The organism is Verrucomicrobiota bacterium (assembly GCA_027622555.1).
Taxonomy (GTDB): domain Bacteria; phylum Verrucomicrobiota; class Verrucomicrobiia; order Opitutales; family UBA2995; genus UBA2995.
In genome coordinates this window covers 39,967-59,357 of record JAQBYJ010000028.1, presented here as the reverse complement: position 1 = coordinate 59,357, position 19,391 = coordinate 39,967, and the positions used below count along the sequence as shown (strand labels likewise).

Below are 19,391 nucleotides of genomic sequence, written 5' to 3'. Positions count from 1 at the left end.
CCAGCATGATCTAGGTATCCCATTCCAAATGCTCGTCAATCACCGTGCCAAATAAAAATACCGTGGTATGCGTTGTGCACTCTCAGGATTGTGAGCTTTACCAAAAAAACAGGCTGGGTGAAGATGGCCGTGCTACTTTTTCGACCGGCTTCTACAGCTTGCGGACGATAGAACGGGCAATGCCTTGTATTACGAGTTCGGACACGGGGTGCAGGTTCGGGTAGTTTACGTTCTCCGCTTTTAAGTACGGAGGTGCGTTGTTTGGCTTGATAAAGCGTTTGAGGGTAGTGGCTCCGTCGATAAGGGCGGCTACGATATCGCCATCGTTGGGTAGGGCAGGTTCGATGATGACCATGTCGCCATCGTAGATGCCGGCATCGATCATACTTTCTCCACGAACTTTAAGGGCGAATGAACGACGGGAGCGGCGAATACCAGCGGTGTTGATATCGACCTGAATGCGATCGATGGCGTCGCCTTGTTCTATACCGTCCGGGTAACCAGCGGCAATATTGCCATAGACGGGCATGTCGATGACTTCGAGGGAATCTTTCGGTGCTTGTTCAGAGGTTTCGTAAGTGATGCGATAGGTACGGGCCTGCCCGGGAATACGGGTGATGTATCCTTTATGTTCGAGGGCACGGAGGTGGCCGACTACGGCATTGGTACTGTTGAATCCGAAATGATCGCGAATCTCGCGAATGCTGGGCCAAAAGCCCTTTTCCTGGGAGAAGATTTGGAGGAATCCCAGGATTTCCTGTTGGCGTAAAGTTAGGTCATCCATAGTGATAAAATAAACAGTGGAAATATGTTCAGTGTCAAGCGTTAGAAATGAACTTTTTTGCAGGGGGAGATTTTTTCGGAGAGATGGGGAGAGGAGGAGATGGAGGGAGTGGGGGAAGAGGGTGATTGAAGGGGAGGGTTAGGAGTAAGAGTAAGAGGAGGAGTAAGAGTAAGAGTAAGAGAGAGAGAGTGATTGAAGAGGAAAGGTATTATTTGCTTCTCACTTATTCAATCTAGCTTCTCAATACTGTTTGATGCCTGTTTGGATAGTAGAGTTTTTTGGGGAAGCCCGATTGGATTTGTTGTTCTGGATAATCACCGGATCAACCGCTCCATTCTGGGTGATGATGATTTTCTTTGGTCAATACAATTGGATGAAGCAACTGTGTCATCCTTGGTTGATTCCTCCATTACTAGGTGGGTTGTACCTGTATTGTATTTATCTGCTGTTTACGGTAACGGCTACACCTGAGGTTCCCGATGCGACGATGAAAAGTATACGCCTTTTCTGGAGTCATCCGTTTTTGTTCATGGCACTCTGGGCGCATCGAATAATTTTCGATTTATTTTGCGGGATGATGTTGAACCGAACCAAGGAAGGGGAGGACTGGGCAGGTAAATTGTCGCTGCTCTTGATCTGGTTTCTCGGGCCGATTGGGCTGATGATCTTCGCAGCGCGCTATTGGGTGAACCTTAAGGAGCGTTTACCAAACAAGAAGCGGCAGCAGTAAATAGCCGCTTTAAGCAATCGAAGATAATCGACGATCCAGTTGCCAATCGGATACGTCGGCCTGAGTGATGGGTTCGTCAGCGCGAAAGCCGCGGCTCTCATTCAGCTTGCGATTGCGCCGTGGACCGGCGGAAAAGAATCGAAAGGCGAATTTCCAGTCTTGCCAGCAAAGGTGCCGCAAGGATTTCTCCATACGAAACATATTCAGAAGCAAGGGAGCCGATAGTGCCCAAAGTGCCCAGCGGTGTTTTCCTCGGAGGTAGGAAAGAAATTGTTTCTGAAGCCAGTGGTTGAAGCGACCACGTCCGAAGGAAAGTGTGAGCTGCTTGTAATACTGGTTTTCCATGAGGTTTTCCGGCAGAGAAAAACCGTTTTTAGATTTGGACTGCTTAATAAGCAGAAGTCGCTGCCAAGCCCGAAGTGCTCGTGGAGTCAAACCAGCCGGGAAGGAACCGAACAGCAGTTCATCCCCTTTAATCTGAGGAAACTCTTCGCCGGAATGGCGACGAATTGAAAAGCGGTCTCCTTCGTAGCGGCAAATGACAAACGGGTTTTTGTAGGGATAAACCTGCGCGCGGTTGTAGCATGGGTTGTGCTCGCGAATCAATTTGTTCTCTAGTTTGAGGGCCGCTTTTTCTGAACTGCAGGTTTTGAAAGTGATGGCTCGCGTGGCGTTGACGAGTCGCACGAGGCGCTTATCTGCTTTTTCCGCTTTGATTCTACGGTAAGAATTCAGACGTTTTTTGAGGTTCTTGGATTTACCTATGTAGAGAACCTTATCCTCTTCACCGCGAAAGTGATAAACTCCGGGGATTTCTGGTAAATTGAGGAAAAAGTCTCGCCCCACTGTTTTCGTCAGAGGGTTTGGTAAATCAAAAAGAAGGAGTTGTTCAGTGTTGGAATCCACTTTGCAGTTTAGAGATTTTTAATAGCCTCACTGAGCACATCGCAAGCCATATTAATCGCATTTCCCTCATGAGCCGAAGAAATAAAGCAGGTCTCGAATGGGGAAGGCGGTAAATAGACACCATTTTCTAGGGCTTGATGGAAAATGGACTTAAAATGCGCGGTTTCAGTAGCGATGGCTTCATCGTAATTGGTCACAGGTGATTCTGAAAAATAGAGGCAAAACATGCTGCCGGTTTGAGGAACCTGCAGGGGTAGTCCTTTTTCATCGGCCGCTCCCAAAAGCGCATCGCGGATCTGTTCACCAAATGACTCGAGGCGAGGGTAAGGATTTTCAGATCGGAGTTTTTCAAGCGCGGCAATACCGGCGGCCATCGCCAGAGGGTTTCCACTCAATGTTCCTGCCTGGTAAACCGGGCCGAGTGGAGCTATGGAGTCCATAATTTCGGCTTTGCCACCAAAAGCACCTACCGGTAAACCACCTCCGATAATTTTTCCGAGTGCGGTCAGGTCAGGAGAGATACCGGTTTTTTCCTGAACACCGCCAGGAGCAACTCGGAACCCGGTCATGACTTCATCGAAAATGAGGATGGTGCCATACTGGGTGCATAAATTCCGCATGTGATGCAGATAACCTTCGAGCGGGAAAATCAGTCCAACGTTTGCAGGAAAGGGTTCAACAATTACTGCTGCCAGTTCGTCACCGTAACGCTCGAACGCAGCTGTTAATGCATTCGAATCATTATAGGGAAGAACAATGGTTTCAGCCGCAAAGCTCGGGGGGATTCCTGCACTGTCTGGATTACCCAAGGTGAGCGCACCGGACCCGGCCTGGACCAAAAGGGAATCAACATGCCCGTGATAGCACCCCGCAAACTTGATGATCTTATTTCGACCCGTGTGACCACGTGCAAGGCGAATGGTGGACATAGTTGCTTCGGTGCCGCTGTTGACCATCCGCACTTTTTCAACGGAAGGAACCATAGAGACCAGGAGCTCAGCCATCTCAACTTCGTAAGGATTGGGCGTTCCGAAACTGGTCCCTGAATCGAGGGCCTTCGAAATAGCTGCCTTTATCGTGGGATCATTGTGGCCGTGGATCGAAGGTCCCCAGGTGCAGACAAAATCTACGAGCGCCTGATCGTCTGCGGTGTAGAGCATTGCACCTTCTGCCCGCTTTGTGAAAAAAGGTGTTCCACCTACTGAACGAAACGCCCGGACAGGCGAGTTAACTCCACCAGGAATGATTTTCTGAGCGCGTTCAAAAAGGTCTTCTGAATTAGTCATGGGTGATTCGGTCTAAATTTATTGGATGATATTTGTTTGGTTATCGATTTTCGGGCTTCGCCAGATCAATCAATATACTTCTGGACGATCGGGATTCGTCTGCCGACGCCGAAGGCGAGGGGAGTGATCTTGAGTCCCGGGGCAGCTTGTTTGCGCTTGTATTCGTTGAGGTCGACCTTGCGTACCATATCGTCGACCACGGCGCGGTCAAATCCCATGGCGGCGATGTCGGATCGGGATCTGCCTTCTTCGACATAGGCTTTCAATATGGCGTCCAGAATGTCGTAAGGTGGAAGACTGTCTTCATCCTTTTGGTCTGGGCGAAGCTCAGCTGACGGTGGTTTTGTAATGGTTGAATCAGGGATAATTTCGACTTTTCTGTTTATGTGGCGAGCAAGTTCGAATACCTTGGTTTTAGGTAAATCCGAAATGACGGCCAAGCCCCCACACATATCGCCATATAAGGTGCAATATCCGACAGCCAGCTCACTTTTATTTCCCGTAGTTAACAGTAGCGCTCCATATTTGTTGGAAAGGGCCATGAGCAGTAATCCTCTGGCGCGGGCCTGGATGTTTTCTTCTGTCACATCCCGTTCTTGTCCTTCGAACAAAGTTTGAAGGGTTTTTTCAGAGGACTCAACCACATCTCCAATGGGAAGGTAGTGGAATTGAATTCCCAGGTTTTTGGCCAGCTCCTCCGCATCATCTTTACTATGTTGGCTGGAGATAGTTGAAGGTAGACTGATACCAATCACATTTTCAGCGCCTAAGGCTTCTTGGGCAATTACAGCGGTTACCGCCGAATCGATTCCGCCACTGAGTCCGATCAGTGCTTTCTTGAACCCTGACTTGTGAACGTAGTCACGAAGGCCAAGAACGAGTGCATCCCGGATATCCTTCATCTCTGACTGGATGTAAGAGGGTGCAATCTGGTAATGCGGATTCTCCAAATCAACGATAGTAGTATCCTCCTTGAATGCTTCCATGGCGCAAATGATGTCGCCCAACTCATTGGCAACCAGGCTGCGACCATCGAAAATCAGCTCATCGTTGCCGCCGACCATGTTGCAATAAACAACCGGGCAGTTACATTGACTTGCTGCGTCCGTAATCAGGATGGATCGGATTTCGTTCTTCTGATTATGCCAGGGACTGGCGGATAAATTTATAATCAGGTCGACCTTTTCTTCAGCCAACGTTTTGATCGGATCCGTATTGTATCGGTGTCTTGTTTCGACATTCGGGTTAGTCCAAATATCTTCACAAATGGTCACACCAATTTTTAGACCCTTGAACTGAATGCATTCGGGGCAATCGGCAGGCTGAAAATAGCGGTCTTCATCGAAGACGTCGTAAGACGGAAGGAGCGACTTACGGAATATTTTATAAACCTGGCCGCCTCGGCACCAAGCAGCCGCATTGAAAAACCTCCGTCCGGTTTTTGAACTATTGGTTTCCACAAATCCCAGCAAAATGGGGATATTTTCGGTGATGCCAGCGATCTTTAAAAGAGCCTTTTCATTGTCAGGGACAAATCGTTGCTTAAAAAGCAGGTCTCTTGGCGGATAACCGGTTATAACCAATTCAGGAAATACCACCAACTCAGCCCCCTCGTTGCAGAGCTGTTGGTAAGCTTTAACAATCAGGTTTGTATTCCCCTGAATGTCACCGACTGTGGTGTTAATCTGAGCGATTCCAATCCGCATGGTGGCATTAGAAGGATAGTTGAACTGGAGGAAAGGAAATAGTTTTGTTGGTGTCGCTTGCACCCGAAACGCTTCGCCAGCCGTCGTTGAAGCTATGGCGCGGCACAGCTTTTGCCTGGCGGCTTATTGCTTCGAATATCGGGTTTACCTTCACGTAAAACTCTTTCTTATGAGCCTCATGCTTATTTTAGCCTCTGGTTCACCTCGAAGAAAAGAGCTACTCGCAAGCCTGGGAGTAACCTTTCAAGTGATTACATCCGACGTAGAAGAGAATAACGATTTGTCAGATCCGCGCGAGTTGGTGGAGACTAATGCAAGATTAAAAGCAGATCATGTGGCCAACTTGCATTCTGACTATTGGGTGTTGGGTTCTGACACCACCGTAGCGCTGGGAAATGAAATATTAAATAAGCCAGTTGATCTTGTGGGTGCACGTTCGATGCTCAAAAGGATGAGTGGCCGTACCCACACCGTTTATACGGCAGTATGCCTGCTCCACAAAAAAACGAATATCGCTGAATTATTTACTGTGAAGAGTCGGGTCAGTTTTAAATCTTTGGATGATGATCTTATCACGAAATACTTCGAACAGGTTAACCCTCTTGATAAAGCAGGTGCCTACGGAATTCAGGAAGGCAAAGAGTTGATTATTGAAGGCTGGGAAGGCTCTTTCTCCAATATCATGGGGTTGCCGCTTGAGGAGCTAAAGATTCTTCTGGAAAAATATTCGTTACTTTAATGATTGGGTGCAGGTGCCGATGTAAGCTTGGATGCCAACCAGATTTTATTATCATGGAATTAGAATCCGCTAGAAAACACTCCTTTGGCGGTTCGAGGAGAGATGAACACCGTGTGGACTCGTATCAATCTAAACAATGGGAAAAAAAGAGTCGGTGCAATCACCCGAAGGAATAGTTGAAAAGCTCTCGGGCGATTAATCGACTGATTTAGGTTTTGATCGAAGCGAGTCGGGCATCTTTACGTCAATCTGAACGTCGATGGGTCTAATCTTTATTGCCTGTTTGTTTTCCTTTAATTCGATCGATTCCTCCAGGACGATGGGCGACTCTTCTTGACGATTGAACATGTAGTCTGGATTGGGCGGTGGAAGGCGAACCACTCTTTCTTCGGGTGCAGGTACAATCCATCCTGAATGTATGGTCTCCGATGGTTTAAGAGCTTCGTTGGCATTCTTAATGTTTCTTTGAACACTCAATAGGGCGAAAAACATTGCGACAAAAATGATTGCTAGCCACAAGGACGTAGTCGGACTGGAAAGGGCTTTGCCTCTTGCAGTACCTCCTGTGGAAAAGCCTCTTAGAATTGGCGGATTATTTTCTTTTTTGGCCATAAAACATTATCATCAATAAGTGCGGATTGCTGCCTGTCAAACTCTGGGAGTTGCTGAGTTATCTTTTCAATCGACGATTAAAGAGCTGTTTTTATTAATCGTTAACCCAAAAATCACCTGCAGGTAGATCCTCAGGAAGTAACTCGATTAACTGACTTCTGTTTAGCTCTCCCAGTTCACCTAGACGATTGGCTTGTCGGGTAATGGTCAGTTCGAAAAAATTCCTTACCCCGCGACCATTTCCAAATAGGCCGATATCTTCAGGAGCCAAACTCTGGAAAGCTTCGGCTGCTTTGGATTTGGCAGCTACATTCAATTCGTATTGGTGATCGGCACACATCTTTTCGAAAATAGACAATAATTCAGTAAAGGAATAGTCTTCGTAGCGGATGACTTTGCTAAAACGTGATTTGATGCCCGGATTTGCCTGGAGAAATTGTTTCATCTTCTCCGGGTAACCGGCGACAATGATCACCAAGTCATTGCGATTATCTTCCATGCCTTTGATCAATGTATCAATGGCTTCCAGTCCAAAGTCCTTTTCGTCTCCACGAGATGTGAGTGAGTAGGCTTCATCAATAAAGAGAACGCCACCTTTGGCTTTGTTAAGAACCTCATGAACTTTCAGGGCTGTTTGGCCCACATAGCCAGCGACTAATCCTGCTCGGTCGACCTCGACCAGGTGGCCTTTACTGAGGACACCCAAGACATGATAAATGAGAGAAATGAGTCGCGCTATTGTGGTTTTTCCCGTGCCAGGGTTTCCAATGAAAACCAAATGAAGGGACATCGGAACTGCCGGTAATTGTGAATTTTTCCGAAGCAGTCGGATTTTCACCAGGTTCATTAACGATCGGACTTCCTCTTTTACTTTATCCAGCCCAATGAGTTGATTGAGGCTTTCCAGGAGCCTGTCCAAAAGCACTTCAGGGTTGTCCAAATAATCCAGCTGAACATTTGGATTGAGTTCTCGCGCACGTATGAAGTCAGCAATGCCATTTTCCAAATCATTTTCAGAACAACGAATGATGCCACGAACCCGGTATGCTTCTGCTTCTTCGGGGTCTAGTTCGAGGGATCGATTTATCGCCTCATTCGCCAGATGATTCTCGTTTGTTCCAAGGTAGACATGCGCCAGGATCGCATAAGCGGCGGCACCTTCAGGTGCGAGGGTCAAAGCAGTTTCACAATCAGAGCGGGCCAATTCCCAGCTTTTGTTGGCGATGTAGGTGACTGCCCGGTTTTGAAACACCAATGGATTTTCAGGATCGCCAGCTTCGGCTTTGTTAAAAGAGTCAATAGCCTCATCAATTTTTCCTGCGTCCCGTTGAATACATCCAAGGTTAAGGAAACCAACCCGGTGTGATGGGTCGATGGTCACCACTTGAGCCAGGTCTTTTAGCGCTGCTTCAAAATTTCTTATTTCCCTGTGAGCTAATCCACGAAATGTAAATGCATTGGCATCGTGCGGGTCCCATTCGATGACTTTGTTGAAGGCATGAATCGCTTTCTCAAATTGGCCAGATTCGAAGGCTATCCGGCCTCGTTTGAAAAAGTCATTTCGTTTTCTGAAATCTCCTGACATGAAAGAGTTAAATCCCAATTTCCTGTGAGATTACAATGATTTCCTTTCGTTTGTAGTATCTTACACAGTCTTCAATTTTGAAAGGTGCTGAGTTGGCACCCCATTGTATTATGAAATTGTTAAAAACGGAGACATTCTCTGGAAACCTCCTGCCCCCTGGGATGCTCACACTTGATGTATTTTATTCGAAGCAACCCACTAAACCTTTTTATAGATGAAGATTAAACTCGGCAGTAGACTCAACGGTTTGGCGACCAGGATACTCTCCCTTAAAAAGGAAATGACTGGATACTCTATTCAGTCAGCCCGTAATCCCTTTCAGTCTACTCGTAAGGATGTTCAGTTGTCTTCCTATTATCGATACCCCACTACCATTGAACGTCGTCTTTGAGCCTTCCCATTGACTGTCCATAGAATTGAAGGGGGAATCCTAAAACTTTTTCGGCGATAAGGTTGACCAAATCTGTCGGTAAGAAAAAAACTTTTCTCTTTGATCGGGTGTCTTTGAAATCGCATCGCGGAAATTCGGATAGTTGATATGATCAAATGTTGCGGCAAGTAGGCGCCGAGCTGAGCCTCGTTTCAACCGTATTGAATAACGATAGTCAGCAGCGTCAGATTGCTTTATCTCTGTTTTAAACGTTACTAAGTTGGCAAGATTTTCGAGATCATGTTGCCTTCTTGTGCGAATCAGCAAATATCCTGGCTCCTTATCTTCAATAACTGAGTACAAACCGTGTTGAGTCATTAACCACATAATATTTTGAACAGTAAGTGCCGTTAAGCGTTAAACAACCTTTTTCTTGTTCATGTTTTTAGGGTATCATAGAGGAGCGGTCATCGGAGATCAACCAATCCTGTACTTGTTCTATGGATTCGCGAATATCGAAAAGTTTTAAATGCTCAGGGCGCAAGAATCGGTCGCGAATACTATTTTCAAATAATTGAATAAAGGGATCATAGAAACTCCACAAATTGGCCACGCAAATAGGTTTGTTGTGAAGCTCAAGTCGTTTCCAAGTAATGATCTCCATCGCTTCTTCGAAAGTTCCACAGCCTCCAGGTAAGATTACAAATGCGTCGGATTGTTTTTCCATTTGCTCCTTTCGTTCGTGCATTGTTTGAACCTTAATCTGTTCCGATACTCCTTTATGCGCCCATTCTCGATCGATCATAAACTCAGGAATAATACCGATAACGTGCCCCCCATGATCTAATGCGCCATCCGCCAATCTTCCCATTAAGCCTGTACCTCCAGAGCCATAAACCGTCGTCATCCCTTGTTCTGCCAGAAATCTGCCTAGAGAATAAGCGTTTTCCAAAAACGTTTCATTGGAATCCTTTGAGGATGCACAGTATACACATACCCGTTTGATCATGCTTGGGTTTATGGAAAGGTCAGCATCATTGGCAATATCGGAAAGAGAGAAAAGCATTGCAGTGGGATCTATCAAATCGACAGCTTTCAGGTGTGATGAACGGGAGTAAATTGGGGAGAACTTTTTTCGGAGTCCTTTTATTGTCGAGCCAATGTCTGATCTGGCCCGGTGCTTTGCAGGGTTATAAGCTCGGTATGCTTGGAGAAGATCCTGATTGGAATTCCCTGGATGTTTACCAGGAAACAATGAGCCGTGAAGAATTTGTCGCAGCACTTGAGACCTTATACTTGCCCTACGGCTATAATGATAAATTTGTGTCCGTACAAACGGGCTATGCACGTATCAAGATGAACGAGGATGAAGGCGATCAATATTACCATTTTCGTTTTGCGCCATCGGTACAGGTTGAAGAACAGCAAGCCACCTCTGTCGTCAAAGTGGCTGAACAAAATGGTAAATCACTCGATGGATTGATTATTGCCATTGATCCTGGGCATATCGGAGGTGATTTTTCTGAATTGGAAGAGAGACATTTCAAAATCGGTGACGACCCTCCCATCAAAGAAGGGGACCTAACTTTAATCGTATCGCGCAAACTGAGTATCGCTTTAGAAGCTCTTGGGGCAACAGTTCGTCTTATAAGAAAGGATGCTCAGCCACTGACAGAGAGACGGGCCAAAGACTTTATTGAAGAAGCCAGTATAATTGAGAAGCGGCTTTATTTGGATGGTGACGGGCGTTTTCTAACGGTTACGCCGTGGGATTCCGATTGGTTTAAAAAACGAATTCAACTTCGCGCAGAAATGTTGTTTTATCGAGTGAGCGAAATTCAGGCCCGGGCTAAACTCATTAATGAGGAGGTGAAACCGGATCTTACGATTGCCGTACATTTTAATGTGGCTCCTTGGTTGGAAGAGACACAGCAGGTTTTGGCAGAGGAAAACCACATGCATGTCATCGTTCACGGAACATACACGCCTGGCGAATTAGGCTTAGATGATGTGCGCTTTCATCTCTTCAGAAAACTGCTTTCCAGAAACCACGAAATTGAAATCCCTTTAAGCAGTGCGGTCGCAAATTCGTTGGCAAAGGTGAATGGCTTACCGGCATTCAGGTATGGAGGGAAAAATGCTTCTAATCAGGGAAATAACCCGTATTTGTGGGCAAGGAATTTGTTGGCGAACAGGCTGTTTGTCGGCCCGGTGGTGTTTTTGGAGGCTTATTGCGCCAATTCGAGAGTGGTTTATCAGCGCATCCAATTGGGTGACTATAATGGGCTCAGAGAAGTAGACGGACGGAATGTCCAAAGCTTGTATGCTGAATATGTTGAAGGCGTGGTAGAAGGCATTGTTGACTATTACCACGAAGGTAGTTAGTTTTCAGGCTCAATTTGCAACAACCTGGTTAACAGGGGGTTTAATCCCTCAGTTAATCTTCACCTTGATCGACATGAGCATACGACCACAGCATACCCTCGTTTTATTAGCGGTTGTCTCGATGACATATCTAGCCAATTCTCTTAGAGCCCAAGACGAAAAAGCGAATCCACGTTTCCAAAATCGGAGCACACAGAGCAATCAACATACTGGAGTCTCGAATCGAACCGCAGTCCAACAACAGCGCCTAAGGGAACAGAATCAAAGTTCATCCAGCAGTTCACAAAGTCAGAGTAGCGTAAGACCGAGGAGCAGCCAAAACAAAACTCCTTCTACAAGCAGAAGTCGAATTACTACAACAGCGGGTACTTCCAACTCCGACAGTCGCACCAGCCGGACTACTCCCAGCACGGGTGGTGGCAGCGATCGAAACAGACCGACAACCACAACAACGAGCGGTGATGACCGATATGGTCGTTCAGCCACGATGGAAGGGAGCAGGAATTCCTCGATCACCTCAGATCGAAGAGGATCGTCCACCGTTTTGAATCCTGGCAGCAGCGGCTCCGATAGCAGTAGCGGAAGTAGTTCCAGGAATCGTGGGAGTTCCAATGGTGGCTTTGATCGCGATTCACGCTATCCAAGCATTGCCTCTGGGAGCTTGAACAGAGGAAGTGGAAGTACGGGAAATTCTACAGGTAGTTATAATCGAGGTGGCAATTCGAACGGTGGTCACGAAAATAATAAGACAGGCAGTGATTCTAGAACGGGTCGGGATACAGATTCCAGAACCGGTAATGATCGAGGAGGGCATGGGGATGGTGGTCGACACGACCATGACGATGACGACAAAAATTATGGTAGAGGTCATGATTCTTATGGAAGGGACGGTCACAACGACTACTATAGACGCACCAGCTACAGTCGGTATAATAGCCCATTGAGACGTTATGGTTCTGATCACTACAATAATATTTATTATGACAGATACTCCACTCGCTACCCTTCCTACTCTTCATTTCATACCAGTATTATTTTAGGTGCAGCAGCAGTTTCTCATGGTAGCAGGGTCCTCAGTGAGGAACGTCGAGCGGAGGCGGTTGGCTATGCCATATTCTTTGAAGATAGTAGTTTTCGTGGCGAAGCCCTCGAGATCTATGCCGGTGAAAGTGTCTACAATTTAAAAGACATTCAGCTGGACTACTCAAAAACCTTTAATGACCGTATCTCCTCCTTGAAAATCTACGGAAGCTTGACCGTTGTTCTTCATACGGATGCGGCATTTGGCGGCGAAAGAATTTTCGTTCATGGAGACCTGATAGACTTTAGCCGTATTAGCTCAATGCGACGCTTTAACGACCGTATTTCTTCGATAGAAGTTCTTCAAGGAATCGTGGACGAGCACAATTATTTACCAGCCAGAGGTGGCGAGTATGCCGTCTATGGTGACCCAAATCCTGAGGTTGATTATTCCGTTGGTGATCCCACCGTTTCGTATCAAGATTCAGTGCCCCCAGCTCCGATTGATTCAGCGAGAGCTTCAATTCCTCAACCATCGAATTCAGGACAAGTTAATGCCCGGGTTCACTTATTTGACCAACCTGGATTTAGGGGAAATCAAATTGTACTTACTGGAGGATTTTCGGAAGCTGACTTAGCTGCCATTAAAAAAGGTCTCGTTGGAAGTTGGGACAACAGCGTCGCTTCAATCCGGATTGAAGGGGGTGCGGAAGTATTTCTTTACACTGACCGGGATTTTTCGGGACAAGCCATAGCACTTAATAACAGTGTTGAGAATTTGAGCCTTGCGGGTGAGCTAGGCCCTTTTGTTGGCACAATCAGTTCAGTGATTGTAAATTCACCCCGCTGATTAATTCAGGGTCCAGATCTTACTGTATCGAGAAGCGCTTCGACGTTTTCTAACTTGGCATCTTTGTCGATACCGTGTCCCAGATTAAAAATGTGTCCGGGTCTTCCTCGCATTGAATCCAGTATTTTTTGAGTTTCTCTGCGAGTAACATCCCAGGTGCCGTTTAAAATCATGGGATCCAAGTTTCCTTGAATAGCTATATGGTTGGGAATCTCTTTAGATATTTCTCCAATATCTACTGTCCAATCCAGGCCTATGATTTGAGCTCCAGTTTGGCAAAGTTGTGACATGTGCTCGGCGCAACCTTTGGCGAACAGAATAACTGGAATTTCTTCCCGGATGGCTTCGATAATTCTAATGATCCACTTTAACGAACCTTCCATGTAGTCATCCCCTTGTAGAATCCCTCCCCAAGAGTCGAAAATTTGTACCGCGTCTACGCCTGCATTGATCTGCATTTTATAATATTCAATCAGCGCGTCCGTGATCTTTGTCATCAGGACTTCAAAATCGTCACGGTTATTCTGATACATATCCAAAACAACTTTATAATCCTTGGATGAGCCGCCCTCCACCATGTAGGTCGCTAGGGTCCAGGGGGATCCTGCAAATCCCAAAAGAGCTCGTTGATCGGATAGTTCTTTCCGAAGTATTTCTAACGCTGCCCTTACATAATCAAGACGTTCCGTTACCGAGTTTATGGTAAGTCGATCGATGTCGGCACGTGAACGAACCGCAAAGTCCATTTGAATTCCACCCTGTTCACGGAAAGAGTAGGGCTGACCCATCGCTTCGGGGATTACCAGGATGTCGCTGAATAAGATGGCTGCATCGTAATCAAATCTTCGGATTGGTTGGAGTGTTACCTCGACAGCCAACTCAGGAGTTTGCGCAAGTTCTAAAAATGAATAACGCTCTTTCAGCTCACGATATTCTGGCAAAGATCGGCCTGCTTGCCGCATGAGCCAGACAGGTGTTCTGTCAACGGGTTGGCAGTGTGCGGCGGCTAAAAATCGTTCTCTGTAATTCATAGGGTGGATCGTTTCCAAGATAGCCGTTTAGAAAAGGTGGGTGATTTTGTTTTGCCAAACAAAATCATTCCTCTTCAGCCAGACCTAGCCAGTCGCGAGGTTTCAGGTATTTAGCATACAGTTCATCCTCGCGAGTGCCAGGTGTCGGTTGCCAATCATATTCCCAGCGTGCCAAAGGCGGAAGGGACATCAGGATTGATTCAGTACGACCTCCCGTTTGAATACCAAACTTGGTGCCGCGATCCCAAAGCAGATTGAACTCTACGTATCGGCCTCGTCGGTATAATTGAAATTCTCGCTGTTCCGGTGTCCATAATTCATGTTTTCGTTTTTGAACAATGGGAATGTAAGCAGGGATAAAATGATCCCCGACGCTTTGCATCAGGCTAAATCCGAAATTGAAATTCTCTTCGTTAAAATCATCAAAGAACAATCCACCTATACCTCGTTGTTCATTTCTATGGGGCAGGGTGAAGTAGTCGTCACACCATTTCTTGTAGGTTGAATAGCGTTCTTGACCAAATGGATCGCATGCATCTTTCGCCGTGTGGTGCCAATGAATGGCGTCCTCTTCAAAGCCATAATAGGGTGTTAAATCAAATCCGCCACCAAACCACCAAATAGGCTCAGCGTGTTCTCGTTCGGCGTAAAAGAATCTAACATTGGCGTGTGTGGTCGGAACAAAGGGATTGAGTGGATGAATTACCAAACTGACCCCCATGGCCCTGTATTCGCAGCCAATGAGTTCAGGTCGATTTGTTGTAGCTGACGCGGGCAATTTATTTCCCTGAACGTCGGAAAAATTAACTCCTCCTTTTTCAATCACATTTCCTTGAAGCACTCGGCTTCGACCTCCGCCACCTTCCTCTCGAACCCAATTATCCTCTCTTACCGCGAGAACTTCATCTTCTTCTTCAAGCGCATTGCAAATACGGTCCTGTAGATTGAGTAGGTAGGTTTTTACGCGTTCCGGATCTGCGGATTGTTCAGGGTCGTTCATCTAGTTGAAGAGGATCAATGAGCTAGGAGGAAAATCAATGGTCTATAAAACGCAACTCTTCGCTCAGAATCTTCATTATTCCATCATGTCCGGAACAATACTTATTGTACAAGGAAATGACGGACCCAGAGGCCCGTCATTAAAAAGGGAAAATTAAAGCTAACCCTTAACTTTTCTATTAGGTAAGTATTGTGGCTTTTTAAGTATCACAGCCAGGCTCGACGTGAAGTCTTTCGTGAAGTCTCGAGCCTCAGCGGATTCCGCGCACATCTTGTACAGTTTTTCAAATTCCTTCTTAAATGCCGCAGGAAGCCGATCGACTTCAAAGAACCAATTTTGATCCTCCTGAGGTTTTTCCAAAGGAGTGATTTCCAGGTAGTTCTTAACTGAGTCGGGGGTGACATCCAGCAGATAAGACTTAGCCAATTCAGCTCGTTCACTGTTATCTTCTGAACATTCTATTATTATAGCAGCAAGATGCTCCTTGGTAATAGACCTGAAGTTTTGATGAAGATAATTGTGTACTTGTGACGGCGTTAAGTTGGTGCGCTTTGCCAACTCAACCTGATTTATACCATTCTTTTCCAGAATGATACGCAGACGAGTGGAGAATAAACTCATTTACGGATTGGTAAGATGTTCTAGTATGTTCAGTAACTTTCCTGAGTCAAAACAGATTCCTATCGGAAAATCCATTAACGCAAGATTCACCGCTAAATTTATATCGGTTTGTTGAGTTTACAATCTATTACTCAACAAAAATTTATTCCTAAATTTTAGAGAATGTGAATTAGTCTCTACCAGCTGAGCTTATAGTATTTGTGCGGGTAATCCCTAAAAGCTTCCTGATACGGTCTTCAATTTTGCCTAATATCGATGCATCATCCAGTCCGTTTTCCAATCTGAGCTGATTCACTGATGAACCGTGTTCGACAAAATTATCAGGCCAACCGATTCTAAGAACGGACGTCTTAATATTTAATTCGTTGATTGCTTCGAGGACGCCGCTTCCGAATCCGCCTTGAATCACGTTGTCTTCAAAGGTCACAATCATCTGTGCTCGCTTGCTTTGTATCTCGAGTAGCGACTGATCAAGTGGTTTTGCAAAGCGCGCATTCACAACTCCGACACTAACATTGAAAGTTTCTGCTATAACGGGGGCCAATCGTTTGCAGTCTTCTACCCAAGGACCGAGTGCCCATAATTGAATATCTGCGCCTTCTCGAATTATCTCAGCTTTCCCCATTTCAACCATGGCCGGTTGACTCTTAATTGGGGTCCCTATGGCTGCTCCTCTAGGCCACCGAATAAAGGTGGGTCGTTCGTATTTGATTGCAGAATAAAGCATATCCACTTGTTCGTCTTCATCTTTTGGCTGCATGATTACCGCGTTGGGAACACAGCGAAGGTAGGATAAATCAAACAGGCCGTGGTGTGTCGGCCCATCATTCGGAGAAAGTCCCGCACGATCCATACAAAAAACAACGGGAAGATTTTGTAGGCAGACATCGTGGATAATAGGATCGTAGGCTCGTTGTAGGAATGTGGAGTAAATAGCAACGACGGGTTTTTTCCCTTTTGTTGCCAATCCGGCGGCAAACAACACCGCATGTTCTTCGGCAATTCCGACATCAAAAAATTGTCCCGGTAGCTCTTTCTGAAAAATGTTTAGCCCTGTTCCGGAAGGCATCGCAGCTGTGATGCCGATAATGTCCTTATCTTTCCTGGCCAGTTTGCTCAAATGTTCACCAAAGACATTTTGATAGTTAGGCGGAGAATTGGGCTTTGAAGGAAGAGATTTGCCGGTTTCAGGATCAAACGGACTTGCCCCGTGAAAGCGCTCGGGTTGATTTATGGCTATATCATATCCTCGACCTTTTTGAGTTATTACGTGCAGCAGCACTGACTCGGGAGAGGTTCGGGCAAATTCCAGGTATTTCTTTAAAAGATCAAAGTCGTGACCATCGATCGGACCCAGGTAACGCAGCCCCAGTTTCTCAAACAGAGATGAAGGTACAAAGAAGTCCTTGGCTTCTTTTTTCATCTTTCCTCCTAGTTGGATCAGAGAATCTCCGCCCGGAATCTTTTTCAAGAATCCTTCCAGGTCGTGGTGCAAACGGTTGTAGGTCGGGTTGGTGATCAGCTCCCCCAGATACTTCGAAATGGCTCCAACGTTTTTAGCGATAGACCATTCATTGTCGTTTAGGATCACCACCATCTTTTTGGTGGATTGAACGATGTTGTTCAACGCTTCCAGGGCGATTCCACAAGTCAGTGTCGCATCACCTATTACCGCGACCACATTTTCATCGGTGCCATTGAGGTCCCGAGCAGTTGCCATACCCAATGCAGCTGAAAGAGCAGTGCCCGCATGGCCAGCCCCGTAACTGTCGTATTCACTCTCAGCGCGATTTAAAAATCCACTCAGTCCTCCAGTTTGGCGGAGTTTTTCAAATGCTGCACCTTGTCGACCGGTAAGTAACTTATGTACGTAGCCTTGATGAGCTACATCAAATACAAACGGGTCCTCCGGGCTGTTGAAAACACGGTGTAACATGATGGTTAGCTCGACGACCCCCAGATTTGGTCCGATGTGCCCCCCATTCGCTGCAGTCACTTCGATAATTAGGTCACGAATTTCCTGGGCCAATTGCTCCAGTTGATTCTTCGCCAGTGCTTTAACATCAGCAGGGCCTTTTAGGGTCGGCAGTAATGGTTTTTCTTCGGATTGGGACATTCGTTGGTTTGGTTGAGGGGAATCTAAAAGCTCGTATGAAAGCTTCTTATTCGTCGGGGTCAAAGTTTTCGAAGACCGGTTGGTCGGATTTTTCCCTCAGCTTTTCGATTTTCAATTCGGCTTCATTCAAGCGCTCATGGCAGGTTTTTAAGAGATGTGTGCCTTTTTCATATTGGTCTACCAGTTCGGAGAGGGGTACATCTCCCGTTTCCAATTCTTCAATTATGGCCTCGAGGTCTTTCAATGCTTCCTCAAAGGACTGATCCTTTTTTGTTTTACTCACTTTTTCCACAGTGAGAGTTCCTTTCTTCTTTTCAATGTTATCCTTCAATTCTTTTTAGAGAATTTGAAAACTTGCGCTACGTCCAGGGGTCGCCTAAAACGCTCACTTTTCATTCAATGCATTGGCTACTGACAACCTTTCTCCTTCTGCTAATCCTCAACAGTGTAAAATCACTTGTTTTAGACCTGCTTAACGCGCGCAATATTCGCGCCAACGCCGGGAAAATACCCGATGCCTATGCAGGAGTTATGGAGGAGGAAACTTACGCCAAAAGTGTGGCATATTCTTTGGAGAAAACGCGTTTTAGCATTATTACTTCTTTATATGGAAGCATCATTCTGGCTCTGGTCATTCTCGGCGGATTTTTGCCCTGGATGTGGCACGTGCTCGAAGGTTTCTGGGGTGCTTCGCTTTGGGCTCAAGCTGGCTACCTGGTAGTAGTAACCTTGGTATTAAGTATACCTGATATGCCATTTGACTGGTACAGCACCTTTAAATTGGAAGAAAAATATGGATTCAACAAAAGCACACTCGGCTTATGGATCTCGGACAAAGTGAAAGGTACGCTCATCGGTTTTGTAATCGGTTATCCTTTAATATGCTTGTTGTTGAAATTAGTTGATTGGCTTGGTTCCCATTGGTGGATCTGGGGATTTGTGGTTATCTTTGTTTTCCAATTGGCCATGATGGTGCTTTATCCCAAGTTGATCATGCCTCTGTTTAACAAGCTTGAGCCCTTGGAACCTGGCGAACTTAAGGATCAGCTCATGGACCTTTCAGATAGTTCCGGGTTCGCCGCCAAAACGATTGAAGTGATGGATGGCAGTAAACGTTCAGGACACTCCAACGCATTTTTCACAGGATTCGGAAAATTTCGCCGCATTGTATTGTTCGATACCTTGATGGAGCAGCTCGAAACGAATGAGCTCAAAGCCGTGCTTGCTCACGAAATAGGTCATTACAAACGTGGTCATGTGCCTAAGATGGTAGCCATGTCTGCGGCGGGAATGTTGCTTGCGTTTTGGGCGATCGCCTTCCTGGCCAAGAGTTCCTGGTTCTACGCCGGTTTCGGATTCGAAGGAGTTGCGAGTATCGCTCCTGCCTTTCTTTTGTTTTCGATCATGAGTGGATTGATCACTTCCTGGTTAACCCCGGTGTTCAGTATATTATCTCGAAAACACGAATACGAGGCCGATGCTTTTGCCCGGGATGCTATGGGTGAGTATCATTCACTAATTGGAGCTTTGCGTAAGCTGAACGAGAAGAACCTGAGTAACCTTACTCCGCATCCCATCTACAGTGCGTTTTATTATTCTCACCCAACTCTTCTTGAGAGGGAGTCGGCCATGAAGGGTGAAACTTGATTC

20 protein-coding genes are annotated in these 19,391 nt (G+C 46.1%); 6 read left to right on the top strand and 14 right to left on the bottom strand.

Features of this window, described 5'->3' with window-relative positions:
• Positions 1-151: 151 nt before the first annotated feature.
• On the bottom strand, positions 152-784 hold the full coding sequence (gene lexA / locus O3C43_09685) for a transcriptional repressor LexA (GenBank protein ID MDA1066761.1): 633 nt from the start codon (positions 782-784) through the stop codon (positions 152-154).
• A gap of 253 nt (positions 785-1,037) precedes the next feature.
• Between lexA and O3C43_09680 the strand changes: the two genes are divergently transcribed.
• On the top strand, positions 1,038-1,514 hold the full coding sequence (locus O3C43_09680; protein ID MDA1066760.1) for a DUF4281 domain-containing protein: 477 nt from the start codon (positions 1,038-1,040) through the stop codon (positions 1,512-1,514).
• Positions 1,515-1,523: 9 nt separating this feature from the next.
• Here the strand turns inward: O3C43_09680 and O3C43_09675 are convergent, their stop codons facing one another.
• The 3 genes from O3C43_09675 to O3C43_09665 form a co-directional block, all read right to left on the bottom strand.
• Entirely contained in the window at positions 1,524-2,420 is an 897-nt protein-coding gene (locus O3C43_09675) for a nucleotide excision repair endonuclease (protein ID MDA1066759.1), read from the bottom strand.
• A gap of 8 nt (positions 2,421-2,428) precedes the next feature.
• Positions 2,429-3,706 (bottom strand): glutamate-1-semialdehyde 2,1-aminomutase, encoded by a 1,278-nt coding sequence (gene hemL / locus O3C43_09670; GenBank protein MDA1066758.1) that lies wholly within the window; start codon positions 3,704-3,706, stop codon positions 2,429-2,431.
• A 65-nt stretch (positions 3,707-3,771) separates the two neighbouring features.
• On the bottom strand, positions 3,772-5,412 hold the full coding sequence (locus O3C43_09665) for an NAD+ synthase (protein MDA1066757.1): 1,641 nt from the start codon (positions 5,410-5,412) through the stop codon (positions 3,772-3,774).
• A 19-nt stretch (positions 5,413-5,431) separates the two neighbouring features.
• On the opposite strand from O3C43_09665, the gene O3C43_09660 reads away from it, so the two are divergent.
• Complete coding sequence (locus O3C43_09660) at positions 5,432-6,151, top strand: Maf family protein (GenBank protein ID MDA1066756.1); 720 nt, start codon at positions 5,432-5,434, stop codon at positions 6,149-6,151.
• A 195-nt stretch (positions 6,152-6,346) separates the two neighbouring features.
• Here O3C43_09660 and O3C43_09655 read toward each other — a convergent pair whose 3' ends face one another.
• Together O3C43_09655 and O3C43_09650 are read right to left on the bottom strand one after the other, a co-directional pair.
• Positions 6,347-6,763, bottom strand: a complete 417-nt coding sequence (locus O3C43_09655) for a hypothetical protein (protein MDA1066755.1) — start codon at positions 6,761-6,763, stop codon at positions 6,347-6,349.
• 94 nt (positions 6,764-6,857) lie between these two features.
• Positions 6,858-8,348, bottom strand: coding sequence for a tetratricopeptide repeat protein (locus O3C43_09650; GenBank protein ID MDA1066754.1), 1,491 nt, complete (start codon positions 8,346-8,348; stop codon positions 6,858-6,860).
• Positions 8,349-8,562: 214 nt separating this feature from the next.
• Between O3C43_09650 and O3C43_09645 the strand changes: the two genes are divergently transcribed.
• Positions 8,563-8,739 carry a hypothetical protein gene (locus O3C43_09645; protein ID MDA1066753.1) on the top strand — a complete coding sequence of 59 codons (177 nt, stop codon included), beginning with the start codon at positions 8,563-8,565 and terminating at the stop codon, positions 8,737-8,739.
• Positions 8,740-8,778: 39 nt separating this feature from the next.
• On the opposite strand, the gene O3C43_09640 is transcribed toward O3C43_09645, so the two are convergent.
• Both O3C43_09640 and O3C43_09635 read right to left on the bottom strand, forming a co-directional pair.
• The gene (locus O3C43_09640) at positions 8,779-9,105 is read right to left on the bottom strand and encodes a hypothetical protein (protein MDA1066752.1); all 327 of its coding nucleotides are present in this window, start codon (positions 9,103-9,105) and stop codon (positions 8,779-8,781) included.
• A 58-nt stretch (positions 9,106-9,163) separates the two neighbouring features.
• Positions 9,164-9,784 (bottom strand): TIGR00730 family Rossman fold protein, encoded by a 621-nt coding sequence (locus O3C43_09635; protein ID MDA1066751.1) that lies wholly within the window; start codon positions 9,782-9,784, stop codon positions 9,164-9,166.
• On the opposite strand from O3C43_09635, the gene O3C43_09630 reads away from it, so the two are divergent.
• Positions 9,784-11,103 carry an N-acetylmuramoyl-L-alanine amidase gene (locus O3C43_09630; GenBank protein ID MDA1066750.1) on the top strand — a complete coding sequence of 440 codons (1,320 nt, stop codon included), beginning with the start codon at positions 9,784-9,786 and terminating at the stop codon, positions 11,101-11,103. The genes O3C43_09635 and O3C43_09630 overlap by 1 nt on opposite strands.
• A 288-nt stretch (positions 11,104-11,391) precedes the next feature.
• On the opposite strand, the gene O3C43_09625 is transcribed toward O3C43_09630, so the two are convergent.
• On the bottom strand, positions 11,392-11,643 hold the full coding sequence (locus O3C43_09625) for a hypothetical protein (GenBank protein ID MDA1066749.1): 252 nt from the start codon (positions 11,641-11,643) through the stop codon (positions 11,392-11,394).
• Between the two features lie 4 nt (positions 11,644-11,647).
• Here O3C43_09625 and O3C43_09620 point away from each other — a divergent pair, with 4 nt between their 5' ends.
• Complete coding sequence (locus tag O3C43_09620; GenBank protein MDA1066748.1) at positions 11,648-12,973, top strand: hypothetical protein; 1,326 nt, start codon at positions 11,648-11,650, stop codon at positions 12,971-12,973.
• A 5-nt stretch (positions 12,974-12,978) separates the two neighbouring features.
• Here the strand turns inward: O3C43_09620 and hemE are convergent, their stop codons facing one another.
• The 5 genes from hemE to xseB form a co-directional block, all read right to left on the bottom strand.
• Complete coding sequence (hemE, locus tag O3C43_09615; protein ID MDA1066747.1) at positions 12,979-14,004, bottom strand: uroporphyrinogen decarboxylase; 1,026 nt, start codon at positions 14,002-14,004, stop codon at positions 12,979-12,981.
• Positions 14,005-14,068: 64 nt separating this feature from the next.
• Complete coding sequence (hemF, locus tag O3C43_09610; protein ID MDA1066746.1) at positions 14,069-15,004, bottom strand: oxygen-dependent coproporphyrinogen oxidase; 936 nt, start codon at positions 15,002-15,004, stop codon at positions 14,069-14,071.
• 159 nt (positions 15,005-15,163) lie between these two features.
• On the bottom strand, positions 15,164-15,625 hold the full coding sequence (locus O3C43_09605) for a helix-turn-helix transcriptional regulator (GenBank protein ID MDA1066745.1): 462 nt from the start codon (positions 15,623-15,625) through the stop codon (positions 15,164-15,166).
• Positions 15,626-15,794: 169 nt separating this feature from the next.
• A complete protein-coding gene (gene dxs, locus O3C43_09600; protein ID MDA1066744.1) occupies positions 15,795-17,741 on the bottom strand; it encodes a 1-deoxy-D-xylulose-5-phosphate synthase in 1,947 nt (648 codons plus the stop codon).
• A 46-nt stretch (positions 17,742-17,787) separates the two neighbouring features.
• Positions 17,788-18,024 carry an exodeoxyribonuclease VII small subunit gene (gene xseB / locus O3C43_09595; GenBank protein MDA1066743.1) on the bottom strand — a complete coding sequence of 79 codons (237 nt, stop codon included), beginning with the start codon at positions 18,022-18,024 and terminating at the stop codon, positions 17,788-17,790.
• 116 nt (positions 18,025-18,140) lie between these two features.
• Between xseB and O3C43_09590 the strand changes: the two genes are divergently transcribed.
• Positions 18,141-19,388: a M48 family metallopeptidase gene (locus O3C43_09590; protein ID MDA1066742.1), complete on the top strand. Its 1,248-nt coding sequence runs from the start codon at positions 18,141-18,143 to the stop codon at positions 19,386-19,388.
• Positions 19,389-19,391: the final 3 nt, after the last annotated feature.

Coding starts and splice junctions, on each gene's coding strand:
- O3C43_09635 (MDA1066751.1), bottom strand. CDS start 9,784: ATGCTTTTCTCTCTTTCCGATATTGCCAATGATGCTGACCTTTCCATA.
- O3C43_09655 (MDA1066755.1), bottom strand. CDS start 6,763: ATGGCCAAAAAAGAAAATAATCCGCCAATTCTAAGAGGCTTTTCCACA.
- dxs (MDA1066744.1), bottom strand. CDS start 17,741: ATGTCCCAATCCGAAGAAAAACCATTACTGCCGACCCTAAAAGGCCCT.
- O3C43_09680 (MDA1066760.1), top strand. CDS start 1,038: ATGCCTGTTTGGATAGTAGAGTTTTTTGGGGAAGCCCGATTGGATTTG.
- O3C43_09640 (MDA1066752.1), bottom strand. CDS start 9,105: ATGTGGTTAATGACTCAACACGGTTTGTACTCAGTTATTGAAGATAAG.
- O3C43_09605 (MDA1066745.1), bottom strand. CDS start 15,625: ATGAGTTTATTCTCCACTCGTCTGCGTATCATTCTGGAAAAGAATGGT.
- hemE (MDA1066747.1), bottom strand. CDS start 14,004: ATGAATTACAGAGAACGATTTTTAGCCGCCGCACACTGCCAACCCGTT.
- hemL (MDA1066758.1), bottom strand. CDS start 3,706: ATGACTAATTCAGAAGACCTTTTTGAACGCGCTCAGAAAATCATTCCT.
- O3C43_09650 (MDA1066754.1), bottom strand. CDS start 8,348: ATGTCAGGAGATTTCAGAAAACGAAATGACTTTTTCAAACGAGGCCGG.
- O3C43_09590 (MDA1066742.1), top strand. CDS start 18,141: ATGCATTGGCTACTGACAACCTTTCTCCTTCTGCTAATCCTCAACAGT.
- O3C43_09645 (MDA1066753.1), top strand. CDS start 8,563: ATGAAGATTAAACTCGGCAGTAGACTCAACGGTTTGGCGACCAGGATA.
- hemF (MDA1066746.1), bottom strand. CDS start 15,004: ATGAACGACCCTGAACAATCCGCAGATCCGGAACGCGTAAAAACCTAC.
- lexA (MDA1066761.1), bottom strand. CDS start 784: ATGGATGACCTAACTTTACGCCAACAGGAAATCCTGGGATTCCTCCAA.
- O3C43_09665 (MDA1066757.1), bottom strand. CDS start 5,412: ATGCGGATTGGAATCGCTCAGATTAACACCACAGTCGGTGACATTCAG.